Annotated in this window: 13 protein-coding genes and 1 pseudogene; 3 read left to right on the plus strand and 11 right to left on the minus strand. The window is 49.1% G+C overall.

Annotated elements, in window-relative coordinates:
• The coding region (locus tag ACNQ0T_RS20315; protein WP_000314580.1) for a transposase at nt 1–336 on the plus strand (336 nt) is incomplete at its 5' end.
• A 181-nt stretch (nt 337–517) separates the two neighbouring features.
• Here the strand turns inward: ACNQ0T_RS20315 and ACNQ0T_RS20320 are convergent.
• The 9 genes from ACNQ0T_RS20320 to ACNQ0T_RS20360 all read right to left on the minus strand — a co-directional run bounded on the left by ACNQ0T_RS20320 (nt 518) and on the right by ACNQ0T_RS20360 (nt 7,657).
• Nucleotides 518–1,042: a hypothetical protein gene (locus ACNQ0T_RS20320; RefSeq protein ID WP_001805097.1), complete on the minus strand. Its 525-nt coding sequence runs from the start codon at nt 1,040–1,042 to the stop codon at nt 518–520.
• Between the two features lie 12 nt (nt 1,043–1,054).
• On the minus strand, nt 1,055–1,465 hold the full coding sequence (locus tag ACNQ0T_RS20325) for a hypothetical protein (protein ID WP_000985909.1): 411 nt from the start codon (nt 1,463–1,465) through the stop codon (nt 1,055–1,057).
• Between the two features lie 100 nt (nt 1,466–1,565).
• Nucleotides 1,566–1,772 carry a hypothetical protein gene (locus ACNQ0T_RS20330; protein WP_000134171.1) on the minus strand — a complete coding sequence of 69 codons (207 nt, stop codon included), beginning with the start codon at nt 1,770–1,772 and terminating at the stop codon, nt 1,566–1,568.
• Between the two features lie 60 nt (nt 1,773–1,832).
• A complete protein-coding gene (locus tag ACNQ0T_RS20335) occupies nt 1,833–3,158 on the minus strand; it encodes a type II toxin-antitoxin system HipA family toxin (RefSeq protein WP_000088044.1) in 1,326 nt (441 codons plus the stop codon).
• A 4-nt stretch (nt 3,159–3,162) separates the two neighbouring features.
• Entirely contained in the window at nt 3,163–3,456 is a 294-nt protein-coding gene (locus ACNQ0T_RS20340; RefSeq protein ID WP_012477377.1) for a helix-turn-helix transcriptional regulator, read from the minus strand.
• 400 nt (nt 3,457–3,856) lie between these two features.
• Nucleotides 3,857–5,245, minus strand: a complete 1,389-nt coding sequence (locus ACNQ0T_RS20345; protein ID WP_012695445.1) for a hypothetical protein — start codon at nt 5,243–5,245, stop codon at nt 3,857–3,859.
• A 4-nt stretch (nt 5,246–5,249) separates the two neighbouring features.
• The gene (locus ACNQ0T_RS20350) at nt 5,250–5,747 is read right to left on the minus strand and encodes a membrane protein (protein WP_000340139.1); all 498 of its coding nucleotides are present in this window, start codon (nt 5,745–5,747) and stop codon (nt 5,250–5,252) included.
• A gap of 202 nt (nt 5,748–5,949) precedes the next feature.
• Nucleotides 5,950–6,606: a trypsin-like serine protease gene (locus ACNQ0T_RS20355; RefSeq protein ID WP_000462754.1), complete on the minus strand. Its 657-nt coding sequence runs from the start codon at nt 6,604–6,606 to the stop codon at nt 5,950–5,952.
• Between the two features lie 658 nt (nt 6,607–7,264).
• A complete protein-coding gene (locus ACNQ0T_RS20360) occupies nt 7,265–7,657 on the minus strand; it encodes a hypothetical protein (RefSeq protein ID WP_000341066.1) in 393 nt (130 codons plus the stop codon).
• A 920-nt stretch (nt 7,658–8,577) separates the two neighbouring features.
• On the opposite strand from ACNQ0T_RS20360, the gene ACNQ0T_RS20365 reads away from it, so the two are divergent.
• A complete protein-coding gene (locus tag ACNQ0T_RS20365; RefSeq protein WP_000211823.1) occupies nt 8,578–9,564 on the plus strand; it encodes a hypothetical protein in 987 nt (328 codons plus the stop codon).
• Nucleotides 9,561–11,600: an ATP-dependent helicase gene (locus tag ACNQ0T_RS20370; protein WP_000166877.1), complete on the plus strand. Its 2,040-nt coding sequence runs from the start codon at nt 9,561–9,563 to the stop codon at nt 11,598–11,600. Before ACNQ0T_RS20365 ends, ACNQ0T_RS20370 begins: the two co-directional genes overlap by 4 nt.
• 2 nt (nt 11,601–11,602) lie before the next feature.
• Here the strand turns inward: ACNQ0T_RS20370 and ACNQ0T_RS20375 are convergent, their stop codons facing one another.
• Both ACNQ0T_RS20375 and ACNQ0T_RS20380 read right to left on the minus strand, forming a co-directional pair.
• Nucleotides 11,603–11,857 carry a hypothetical protein gene (locus ACNQ0T_RS20375; RefSeq protein ID WP_000880375.1) on the minus strand — a complete coding sequence of 85 codons (255 nt, stop codon included), beginning with the start codon at nt 11,855–11,857 and terminating at the stop codon, nt 11,603–11,605.
• Between the two features lie 140 nt (nt 11,858–11,997).
• Nucleotides 11,998–12,218 (minus strand): annotated as a pseudogene (locus tag ACNQ0T_RS20380) (type I restriction-modification system subunit M N-terminal domain-containing protein); the annotation flags it as partial.
• Nucleotides 12,219–12,371: the final 153 nt, after the last annotated feature.

A 12,371-nucleotide genomic window follows, 5' to 3' on the forward strand; every position in this document is an offset into this window, starting at 1 on the left:
AGTACTATTTCAACTGAGATTGGCGACGGGAAGCAGTACGCCAGCAGCCGTGACTTTGCGGCGGCAACAGGGCTTGTACCTCGGCAGTACAGCACGGGAGGTAGGACGACATTGCTGGGAATTAGTAAGCGAGGTAATAAAAAGATCCGAACTTTGTTGGTTCAATGTGCCAGGGTATTCATACAAAAACTGGAACACCAGTCTGGCAAATTGGCCGATTGGGTCAGGGATTTACTGTGCCGGAAAAGCAACTTTGTCGTCACTTGTGCTCTGGCAAACAAGCTGGCCAGAATAGCCTGGGCCCTAACGGCACGACAGCAAACTTATGTAGCATAACGGCAGAAATACACCGGTTTAAAGAATTACTGATCTGGTTTTGCGAATACTGATATTGATGATACTAACGGCCCACCGGCCTGTTGAGGAACCTGTAAAACGGAAAGGCTCATTGAAGCCGTATATTTTCTGGAGGTTCATCAGGCGCGGAACTCATCAAGGCGCGGGAATAAAATCCCATTCAGACGCCGGATAGATTCAAGCAAGCCAACTTGTCGTCAAAATCGGTGTTGCAAAAACGGGAGTGACCATAGATTCCGTTTTCTGAGACGACCCCATCTACGTCAGGTTTCCGCTTTGGTTCGCTGGTGGCCGTCTCAGCTTGTTTTAGGGTGGAACGTGGATAGGCCAGGTTATATGCTGCGCCTGTGGTCATTTGCTCGATGACCGCAGGTGCATAACCTTCTGCTTCCAGCTTACGATATGCAGCCCGGTAGTCTCTTTGGGTTTTCAGCGGGTATATCTTTCCGCCTTTACCATCGAAAGCGATAAACCAGAAATCGTCCGTGCCAGTTTCCAGATTTCTGCAACGTTTCAGATGCCATCCGCCTTCTCTCGCCCAGATGGTACGGTTATTTCTGGCATTCGTTTTGTCATAACCGTTCTCGTCAAGCCAGCTATCAAAGCTGGTCAGCCCCAGATCCTGAACCTCCAGAGAAGGCACTCGAATGACCTGCAAGGTATGGCGGGGTCTTGGCTCTCTCATCTTGATCTCTTCCTAGCGCTGGTCTGGGAAATACGGATATTGCGGGCCATATTCATAGTCATGCGGGCCTGGCTCAACTTCCCAGAATGGACGGCCGCTAATTGTCTTTGGACCGCGCTCGTTTACGATGTCTTCTACATCCTGAATATTAAATGGCATCGTTGCCAGTAACAGCTGATCTTCGGGTGTCAGCGTCACAGTTGCACCGTCGATACGGCTGTAAAGGTCGGCAAACTGTTTACCTGCACCGTGCAACCGGTGCTCCGCTACACTTCTGATTGCGTGTAAGTCCAGCTCCGCCGCTTCCATGCGATCCACGTATAGTTTCATTTCTTTACGCAAAGCGCTCAGCTCACGGGCTTTAATAAACCCGCAGGCGTACCCACCCAGGGCGATAACTGCAATGATTGCTAAAATTGCCATTTTTTTCTCTCACGTGATTGCGGCCGTTACTCTAGTCTTAATGTGAAGTCTGGGAATTCGCTGGATGTTAAGTACGTTTTCATCCCCAGACTGACAGATGCTAAGGCGCGATCCCAACACTCCATTTGTAAGTATCAGGCCCATCTTCTCCGCTGGTGGCATCTGCTACAATCTGTGCATAACGTTCTCCAGCAAGTTCTCTTACCATCTGATCCACGACCCATTGCAGATGATGCATTTCATCGGTTCCGCCGTAACGACAAGCCAACTCAATAGCCCGCTCTATTCTTTTTTGTTCTTCAGTCATACTGAATCCTCACGCTTACATCAGCTATTCTGAAAACATGCACACTATAAATTGCGGCTGTCATTTCTCAGCCAGGCGCCTGCATTGCTGCCTCATTCCATCAAAAATACTTTCCGCAAGCTGCTGGGGGAACTGGTCCGGAAGAAGCCCGCTAACACGTTCAATGACACCCGGGGTTCTGGCGATGATTTCCTCTATCATCGCCTCTGTCTGCTGTTTACTCAGGCCGGTTATCTCACCATGCCTGATCCAGTGGCGTCGTTGTATTCGATATATCTGGTAATAGTTGCTACTGCCACGTACGGCCATCGCCAGTTTGCACTTCTGCCAGGATATCTGATTGTTCCCATGACCGATCACCGGCCATGCCGACAACACATCATAGAGTGGTGTAAGGTGATAACGTCCCTGTGGCCCAATAGAAATACTGAAATTTTTAGCGTGGCCATCTGTTGCGGCCATCATCCAGAAAACTATCTGCGTCATAAAAAACTGCGCTTTGTCACGCTCAGCACGGTCTGAATTACTCAGAACTTCCATAATTTCCGATATACCTGGCCCGCCGTCCGCCTGATATTTTCGTAATGGCGAAATGCCCAGGGCCTGACACATATCCTCCTGGGGTAAACGAATGATCCATTGTCCGTTTCCTGACCATTTTCGGTCAAAACGTTCTACCACCAGCGCTTTCTGATCTTCAAAGTGAGCAATCTGCGTTCTTGCCACGGGGAGCCCGTACTGTTCGAGAAGTACCGAGCAGAGCCATTCATTTTCAACCGACGAGCGCATGTCGGCTTTCATGTTCCCCACAAGTCCGAGCGGTAGCTTGAATATATGCGTCGTTGGTGTATTACCCTCCGGCATACACCACCGATCTTCATGCCACAGTAGGGCTGTTTTCTCCTGAGCACCGGCAATAGATAAACGTAAGTCGTCGTTATCTTCTGGCCTGCCCGGTAGCAATGTCTCCGTGGTATTACGCAAAGTTGCCGCAATTTCTGATTCAGTAAGCGGGTGATACTTCACGGAATATAAATCTGTGGGTTCATCTCCGTCATGAAGCAGCTGTATCGCGCCCACGCAGTCTTTTCCCAGCTCCGTCAGAAGATCAAAAGGCTCCAGGCTATCGGCCTTGTAACGCATTGCCAGACGTCTGCGTATGCCTTCGCTGTCCGGGAGTAAATTATCAAAATAGTCACGTACCACATTTCCACGCCAGACCTGGTTCCCGGGAGTAAAAGGAAGGGACAATGACAGCGGCCTTCCCTGTTCGTCTGCACTCCAGTCAGGAAGGTATTGTAAGCTGTCTACCCCTTTACTTTTTTCCCAGTATCCGACTTTGATTCCGTTCATCCAGATTGCCAGACGCTGCTGTTTCCGGCTCATATCGTTACCATTTCTCCTGTCGTGCAGGTGAGTTTGATTTAAGCATTTCTTCCGTCTGCTTCCCCTCTGAAGAGGCGGTTGTCGAGGAGAAGCTGATTTTTACGCCCAGGATAGAAAACACCTTGAATAGCCGTTCAATGCTCGCACTGGCAGGGTTGGCTTCCAGACGTGAGTATGTCTGTTGAGTGACCCCTAACCTTTCGGACAGGTCTTTTTGCGTCAGGCCATTCGCCTTGCGAAAACCAATGAGCAAGGGACGCAACTGGTTGAGCGTGTTTAACGGGTAATCATTATTGATCATAAGCTGGCCTCAGTAGTTCCTCTGATACACCTTGTACGCTGTTTTCTAAACATACACCCTAAAAGCTGTAATATCAAATTAACAGCCTAAAAGCTGTTAAATAGAGAGTACAACCTTTAGGCTGTTACTAAGTGGCAGCATAAATCTTTATGAGGTTTGATATGAGAGAACTATCAATAATAAGCCGTTACGCTCGTACAGCATCCGGTAAGAGAGCTGACAGATCAGGATCATCGGTAAACGAGAAGCGGAGTATCTTATGGCCCTGTTGTGAGCTGTATAAATAACTACGAGCTACTCTCTGCCTCGGGGAGGAGGCAGAGAGAGTATTAAAAGCAAAGGCAGACATTTTTAGCAGCTGGTGGGCTATGGGGTTCCGGAGGTGCTCCGGTGAATGTTACTTGACTGGCAAGTTTCCTGCTATGATGGTCAATGCCTCGATGCTGTCTATATTGTTCTGAAGCCGTTCCAGTTCTGCCTTTTCAATACCGGCCCAAAGCTTTAAGTGTCGCTGATAAAGGGACCACTTGAGTGAGTGAAAACCATTCCAGGCCAACCCCATCCAGGAGGCGTAATTCGCATTGAGAATATTGCCGGTGATATACATTTTACCTGCGTTAACAGCACTGGAAGTTCCATAACCCAGGGCAAGCATCATCCGGAAGCGTGGATTTAGCCGCAACGGCATGGTATCCAGTAAGGTCTCCCCAAAAGCTCCTTTTCCCAGCGATACCTGTTTCGCCACATAGAAAACCCGCATCAAAACTTCCATTATGCTCATCGGAATACTTGTCACGATAAACTGACGAAAGTCATACCCGTTGACATACATGTACTCTATTTGTTTGCCGAAGTTAGAACTCCCCACAGGGATCCCCTCAAGCATACGAAGTAGCCCCATAAAAGGAGCCGGTAACCCCATGCCACGGTTTCCTTTTGCTGAGGGGGCATTAACATCCGATGCCAGGTGTCCAAACATTCTGGCGATGAGCCTGAAAATATTGGTTTCGTCTGTAACGCCTTTACTGGAAGGATAAACCACGATCTGTCCATTCTGAACCACCGTACAGGTCCCGTTCAGCATATCCTTTATACCGAAAATAATGCCCAGTACGGGATCGTGTGACAAAGCTCTTAAGCGGTGATTTGTGGGAGACAAAACGCCACCGGCCGCACCCACTAAATCGCTGCTGATCGAACTGTCTGGTGCCCCTATAGGGAACAAATCTGAGAGTTTTGTACTCAGGTCCTCCGGCAAAATGGCATTGAAGGCTTTCTGCACCTGTTTATTGAAAATACCATCCACTTCTGCCGTAAAGCTCACCGTAGGTTTTGGCGGGGCTCTGACGCAAAGTAAATCCAGCATGGATGCTATGAGCCCGCATCCGCAGGCAATAGCATAATCCCAGGCGTCGAGTGCGTAGCGATCATTAAATTCTTTAATATGATTCTGGATCCGGGCATCTACAACAGCCAAGTCATCCGTGGAGAGTATTGTGGCCAGTCCAATATCACCGCATACACGCTGGTTAGCCTCGCTATATATAGTCTTGAGACCAGTAGAATGCATGGCAGTATCTGAAGGGGTCATTTCTCGCAGATGATGTTCTTTAAGCGCCAGATGCTCCGCTTCATCAAGTTCAGTGCCGCTGATTAGCCCGGTCAACTGTGCCTTAAGGCTCTCTATATCACTGTTAATTGTCTCGTGAGCGTTCGCGATATCCTGACCACGGAGCTGAATATAACGGATGGCCCTGAACTCATCATCATAAGGAGACTGACTCATGTGTTTACCTCACCGCGACCAGGCTACCTTTTGGAGCTTTCTTAGTAAGCATGTCGATTGTTGCCTTGATGCCAGCAATTTCTGCCTTAAAATATTCCGCATTCGACATCAACCTTTCCTGAACTTCGTAGAGCTTTTGGATGGCCTGACTAAGGGCGGCTGTCAGTTTCGCATTTTTTTTGTGTTTCACTATCGCGTACCCGCCAATCCCTAACACAGCTACAGGTGCGGCCAATACCGCAATGCCTGCAACCATACCGCCACCGACGATAGACCCTGCTGTAGCGAGCCCGGAGGTTATGCCTGCTGCTGACACTCCCGTTGTACCAAGCGTATAGAGAGCACCGAAGGAAGCCGCTGCGCCTACGCCTGACCCCGCCAAAGCTGCTGCGCCCTCAGTAATACCCGGGAACTTATTTTCAAGCGCCTGAAGAGCACTTGTAACTTCATCCATTGCCTTCTTGCGAATTTTTTCGAGCTCTTCAGTTTCGGTAGCGTCCATTACAGGCCTCGTATTCATAACTTGCTGTGTGATAGGTGAAAAAGAGCACCATAAAAGTGATGAAGAAATCATGACTTACTATTGTGGCACTTTCGAGTTCATGTTTGTCAGTTTCAATGCTGTTGCTGTTAGTAAGGGCAGACGCCATATCGGGCAGACCCAAAATAACTATCGTGCCAGCGTCATTTTGGAACTGACTTTGCTAAAAATCAGTAGCGGACTGAACAGACATGTGTGGATTTGAATCTGGGCAGGTTCCAGACATTATTCCAACCAGACTTCCAATGACAAAATGCTCGTCATTCTCGGAGACGACATAGGGTCCACCAGAGCAACCATCGGTGTTGAAATGTGCTATTACAAAGCGAGTTGTGAGATGTTGGGGAGAATGATTTGAGCAATTTAAAGGCCAAATGCCTGAAACTTCACCAGGGAATGTCGAAATTGTTGTCTCATTCATTGGATATCCGACACCCAATGTACCCATGCCAGCTGCGGGAGCCAGGACCTTAAAGTAACTACTTACAGGCTGTTGTATTCCAGCTGGTAATACGATTTCTGCACTGTCAACAAACGGAATGCCGTCTTTAAAGTCTGCCCTGTCATTAGCCTCATTGAGAATGAAATCGACTAGAACAGGCTCTTCGTTCACCAGTCCTTGATGGTTAAGAAATTTGACGTAAAGTTTAAGTGTATTGCTGACGGGATAAATTTTTCCAAGAGCATTGGTAACAACATGGGCTGCGGTGAGAATCTTTTGCTGCTGACCATTATCGAAACCAAACGCAGTTGCTTCGAGATGGCTACTAAAATGAGGATCATTGCTTACATAGATTTTACAAACGTAGTTTTCAAACATTATTTCCTCCTTTTGCCGGTACCTAATCAGTTACACGGCTGCATGTTATAAACAACTAAACTCGCTTCCTGATATTTGAGTTTGTATGTTTTGCCAGGCACCAGCTCACCTCTGAAACACGGTTAGTCTCCTCCATGACATGGTTATGGCGATGGTCAGAAACTGTTATCGACGAAAGGCTGGAATTCCTTTAATGGCATTATCCATTTCAAGTCGTATGTCCTGAACGGGAGCGTATATTTTTATGATTCCAGATCTTAACCCTGAAACATTCCCCGTATCAAAACTGACCCGTTACAGATAAGTCACCACCGGTGCTGTCGATTAATTTAGTGAATTGCATGTCCTCATCCCATAAAGGGTAGGGCCTACCCCCGGCATCGAGCAAACCTGACCACCCTGCCCTTATTAAGACCCCACATGCGGCAATGGTGCCCTGTCCACGCCGCCCGCGAACTTTGAGGAAATGGGGAGAAAATAAAAAGAAAACAAAAAGTTATCGGCTGAAGTACCGGCGCAGATCGGGAATCAGGCGAAGCCTGACAGCACGTTAGGGCCTGGCAGGGGGCTTGAGGGATGAGGACATGCAATTGTGATAACCTTCCCGCCACGGGGTCGGTTAAATTCGTATCCTGCCGGTGCAATTCCAACGGCCGCGTTACCAGTTCGCCGGGTAGCATGGCCAGCAAAGCCAGGCATCGAGCACCCGGGTTTCACTGACGGCCGCTGCATAGACGCCGGTATCCGGGAAGAAATAAACCGGGGTGGCGTTGTTCAGCTGGTCGCCTTCATCGGCCAGAGCGCCGATCACCTCATGAGGCTTAAGCAGCATATCCGTTAAATATTCATCCGGGTGGATGGCATTCAGCGATATGGCCATCTCCAGAAATTCATCCAGGGTATGGCGGGTACGATACCCCCGGAAAACCTCGTATGAAGGCGTGACGCATTCACCATCCAGGGAACAGGCATCGTAACCGGCCAGCTGCTCTTCGGTGAGTCCGGAGGCATGCTTTGCCACAAGATTCGTAAATTGCTCTTTATCGTCCATCACAATCCTTACGCTGTAGGGGCCTGTTTGTGTTATCACTGCTTCCGGTTTTTACTTCGCACAACCCGGCAGGTATCCGGTCGCCCGGGCGTCCTTTGCGGTCTTGTTCGCCCTTCGCCTGAATTACGTCAAATCCCTTTCACTACCCGGCCGCAGGGTGACACCTCCCCTTTTCTCCGGAAGCGAAAGAGGAAGAACAGTTTAACAGCCCGGATCCTCAATAATTTTCGCGTAACGGACTAAATAACCGGTTTATGCAGCTTCTGATAACCACAGACCGCGATAGAATAAAACGTCTGGTGAGGAACCGGAGTGTTATGTAAGCGGGGGGTTTAACTGGGTATCTGTGTAGTCCTATTTAGCCAGATATCCCGAATAAAAACCTCAACGATTAGGTAAACGAAATGGATGGATTCTGGTCGATGTTCTGTTTGTTTGTCGTGGTAGTTTCACTGCATAAAGCCCTTTCTGTAGCAGCAGCACGAGCAGACGCAGCAAAATTAAATATGCTTCTCAGAATGAGAAAGTTTAAAAAGTAGCTTTCAAGACATCTGAGAATTCTTTTAAATCCTCAGAGGAAGTTATATGTTTAGGCTATTTGCAAACTAAGGTTGGAATTCCATCATTCTAGCCTTAGATCTTTGATCAAGTGAAGTTGCTCACTTGGTTGGATTTTACCGTTTCCTGACGGCTTTTCAGAAGCGAGGGCTGGTTGGAATGCCTTCCAGCTAGAAGTCTTGCAGATGCTCTCCGGGCATTAACTCATTGTCGAATCTGCACCAGTATCACTAGGTTGTTGAGCGGGCGATTAGCTTTTTCACTGAGCCGCTGTACACTCGACTGCTTCAAGAAGCACTACTTACCATTTGCCTGCCGTAAGGTCTGTTCTTAGCTGGATTTTTTTGGGAGGATACGCAGTCATGACAACTCAATCCAGCTCAATACAATACGCTTACGCGCTAGACGGCGAGGGCACCCTCACGCACATTGGCGCTGCCCTGCGCTCACATACTTACACCTGCCCAGGTTGTAAGAGCCCCCTGACCCCGGTAATGGGCGAGTTCAACGCTAAGCACTTTCGCCATTCGGAAGAATGCTGTGCCCTTGAAACCTATCTTCACAAGTGCGGCAAAGAAGCATTCTTCTATCGCTACCAACAAGCTCTCAGCCGTGAAATGCCTATTAGCCTTGAGCTGGAGCGCCGGGTTGCCTGTAATGGTTCTCGTTTAGCCTTGGTTAGAGACGAAGCACGTCAGTGCGTAAAATCCGTGCCTGCACGCTACAACTTGACTCAATTTTTCGATCAGGCAGAGCTGGAAAAACACGATAAGGTCACAGGGCTGCGACCAGACGTGATGTTGTATGATACGACTGGCGAAAGGCGTTGCTACGTAGAGATTTGTGTCACACACCCCTGCTCTCAAGACAAGATCGAAGCCGGTATCCCGATTCTTGAGTTTAAGGTCCAATCTGCCTCTGATATTCAGATGTTGCTTACCGGGGCCTACTCGATCAAGGAGAAGATCCTGAGAGTATTCAACTGGCTTCCCCCGTTTCAATCTGTGGACACCTGTAGCGGCGTCTGCTCAGTAGGTAACGTGGATATGTCTGTCTGGAGTTTAAGTGGTTCCGGCCGACTCAACGAACAAACGATGCCGCTCGCTGAAGTGGATTTAACAATCAATTCTGACGTGAACACATGGCCTAGATCGTTAGGGGCCGCTGAGCTGGCTGATAACTTACGAGCTTTTATCCGTCACGCCGATCCTCATTCACTATTTCCCAACTGCATTATGTGCGAGCAAGCAGGCCGATGGGAGGATGGCTATCTGCAATGTCACAGTAAGGCAAAGATCGTTCCCTACACCGAGGCCCGTCAGTGCGCCAATTACAAGGTTAAGGCATGACCAAAAGACTGACTTGGGAGCAGAAAAGTATTGTCAGCCATGACACCGGACATGCGTTGGTAAAAGCCGTACCTGGTAGCGGGAAAACAACCACACTTGTAAAGCGCGTTGAGCGGCTGGTCAAGACGGGAACTGATCCTCGCTCCATTCTGATCCTGATGTACAACAAGTCGGCGCAGGTGAGCTTCACGGAGAACTTGAAGACGGCACTGATGTCGAGCGTGATTCCAGAAATCCGCACGTTCCACAGCTTGGCCTTAAAGATTGTTGGTTACGGAGAACGCCAACAGATAATCAAGAAGAAAGACCTCATTACTCCAAGCGACTACCGCTATGAGCAACTGGTAAAGCAAGCCTACCGCTATGGCTTTGACCATGAGGCGAATTATATTGACCCCAATGAAATTGAAAACTTCGAGCTGTTTATTGCTCGCTGCCGGGCGGCGGCCGTAACTCCTGTTGATGCTGCCAATGATCCAACGTTCAGCAACATCAAACGGGAGTTTATTCACGCCTATGGCCGCTATTGTGAGCTGCTGGAGGAAAACAGTCTGCGAACCTTTGATGACTGTTTGATTGAGGCTGTCGCACTGTTGCGTAATGACAGCAGCCTTGGTGCCCACTTCAAGCACATCATTGTTGATGAATATCAGGACGTTAACCTGATACAGCATGACATGACCCGCTTGCTATCTAAGTCGGATACGTCGGTTATGGCTGTTGGTGATGTTAACCAGTGTATTTATGAGTGGCGTGGTGCTCGACCAGACTTTATCGGCGGACTGTTTGAAAGGCACTACCCGAATACGAAGGTGTTTCAACTGTCATGCACGTTCAGATTTGGCCATGAGCTTTCCTTGATGGCTAACTCGGTAATTCGGCGCAACTCTACAAAGCTGACCAAGCTTTGTGTCAGTCATCCTAGCACCCCCAAAACAGAGGTCAGATTGCACTTTGATAACTGCCTATCCAAGGTGCTATCAAACCTCTCGGTGAGCAGTGGAACACAAGCCATATTGTCCCGCACTAAGGCGAACCTTGCTGAGGCGGAAATTGCTTTACGCCTGTGTGGGCTACCTTATCGCTACCTCAATGGTTCAAGCGCATTACACACCCGCACCGAAATCGGGATACTGGTAGTTGGCGTCTTGCTGTCTGTGTACGGCGATCTGCGGCTACTGGAAAACCATCCCAACAAACAAGCGATTGTTTACGGCTTTCTGAAGGAGGCTGGTTTTAGATGGCAGAAAGGGCAATTCAAAGCGGCGCTCAGTGGATTGATGGCTCCGCACGCCGACCTATGGTCTGCTCTAGGTCAGTTATTCGAGGGCGCACAATACCAAAAAGATCGGCTGGGCAGGCTCGCCACTATCTGCCAGAAAGACGGAGAGGAAACGCCTGCTATCGATGTGTTACGACGCCTGAGTATGGAGGGTTTCATTGATAGTGTTGGCTCTGAGGGTGTAACTCGCACTGGATCGAACGACCAGCAACGAGGGGTCGTGAGGATCGGGGAGCTACTTGACTCCAGTAAGATCGATTCCCGCACGTTTTTAAACCTTATCTTGAATCCAGGCGAGGCTGCTACTGACTGCGATCCCTTCATCCTTTCCACACTGCATGGTTCCAAGGGGCTGGAGTGGGATAACGTAATACTGATCGGGCTGAATGAGCAGGAATTTCCTGGCGGCAAACCCGATGATGTTTACAGCGTTCGCACATCGATGAACACCCCTCCGGCCGAAGAGGAAATCGAGGAGGAACGTCGGCTGTTTTATGTCGGTATCACTCGCACAAAACAGCAGCTAAATCTGGTGGTCCCTCTTGATGAAGGGCTTGCGCGGTGGCTCAAAAACCGCTGGGATAGCACCCCGAAGAAGTCACCGATAGCTACTCGCTTCGTCTATGAGGCTGGCTGGACTGCTTGTGCGGTTACCAGTGATGCGATCTATAACAGCACGGTAGAGAAACAGAAGGCTGACTTCAGCAAGTTTCACCAATGGTATCTAAGAGATCTTCAGCGGCTAAAAGTCTAGGGCTACCGATACTTTTCGATTTCAGACAGGTGCTCGTTATCCAGATCAATTGTGGCTTTTCTTTCAGAAGCGAGCTTCTTCGCTCGCTTTGCATACTGAAGCCCCTTGGCTGGCTGCTCTCCGCGTAGGATCTGTTCAGCCTGCTTGCTCGTGCTGTGCCCCAGAAAGCGTTCGTACTGCTCGTCAGATACCTCAGTGCCGATCAGTCGTTCGATCCAGCCGCTTTTCGGCGGGTAACTTACGCCCAGCGCAAGCAACTGCCTTTTCTGTACCCACTATTTCCGGCGCGGCCGGCTTCAATCAAGGCTTTGGTTAGAACTACAGCCATTTGGGGACTCTCATACACAAACCTGAACCATGCGGGTCTGATTGGCGGTCAAGATAGCAGCGCATCGAAATCAACACTGAACTCTGCTTCTAAGAACTCAATCGTGGCTGGTTGGCTATCGAGCGATGCTTCCCGTGTAGACTCCAGTGCGCACTCCAATCGACGCAGCAGAGTAAACGGCAAAATGATCTTGCCGAAGTCGGTATGCTTGAAATCCCCCCCCACAGGTCTTCCGCGTTCTTCCAAATGAAATCAGCTTGCGAAGCAGCCGAACCTACGAACTCTGCCATCTTGGCCTCCAACCAACTTTTGCACGAAACGGCACATCTTCCAAAAGAGGGTTGTCAACCAAGTTTTGCACAAAACGGACTTTGATCCATTTCTAACTAAAATCTACAATCCAACCTCAGATTGCAAATAGCCTATGTTTATTACAGATGGTA

This window comes from Enterobacter cloacae complex sp.6700776 (assembly GCF_048284255.1).
In the GTDB taxonomy this organism is placed as follows: domain Bacteria; phylum Pseudomonadota; class Gammaproteobacteria; order Enterobacterales; family Enterobacteriaceae; genus Enterobacter; species Enterobacter intestinihominis.

Excerpts from the sequence above, each read along its gene's own strand:
- ACNQ0T_RS20355 (WP_000462754.1), bottom strand. The coding sequence starts at position 6,606 with ATGTTTGAAAACTACGTTTGTAAAATCTATGTAAGCAATGATCCTCAT.
- ACNQ0T_RS20350 (WP_000340139.1), bottom strand. The coding sequence starts at position 5,747 with ATGGACGCTACCGAAACTGAAGAGCTCGAAAAAATTCGCAAGAAGGCA.
- ACNQ0T_RS20335 (WP_000088044.1), bottom strand. The coding sequence starts at position 3,158 with ATGAGCCGGAAACAGCAGCGTCTGGCAATCTGGATGAACGGAATCAAA.
- ACNQ0T_RS20345 (WP_012695445.1), bottom strand. The coding sequence starts at position 5,245 with ATGAGTCAGTCTCCTTATGATGATGAGTTCAGGGCCATCCGTTATATT.
- ACNQ0T_RS20365 (WP_000211823.1), top strand. The coding sequence starts at position 8,578 with ATGACAACTCAATCCAGCTCAATACAATACGCTTACGCGCTAGACGGC.
- ACNQ0T_RS20330 (WP_000134171.1), bottom strand. The coding sequence starts at position 1,772 with ATGACTGAAGAACAAAAAAGAATAGAGCGGGCTATTGAGTTGGCTTGT.
- ACNQ0T_RS20370 (WP_000166877.1), top strand. The coding sequence starts at position 9,561 with ATGACCAAAAGACTGACTTGGGAGCAGAAAAGTATTGTCAGCCATGAC.
- ACNQ0T_RS20325 (WP_000985909.1), bottom strand. The coding sequence starts at position 1,465 with ATGGCAATTTTAGCAATCATTGCAGTTATCGCCCTGGGTGGGTACGCC.
- ACNQ0T_RS20320 (WP_001805097.1), bottom strand. The coding sequence starts at position 1,042 with ATGAGAGAGCCAAGACCCCGCCATACCTTGCAGGTCATTCGAGTGCCT.
- ACNQ0T_RS20360 (WP_000341066.1), bottom strand. The coding sequence starts at position 7,657 with ATGGACGATAAAGAGCAATTTACGAATCTTGTGGCAAAGCATGCCTCC.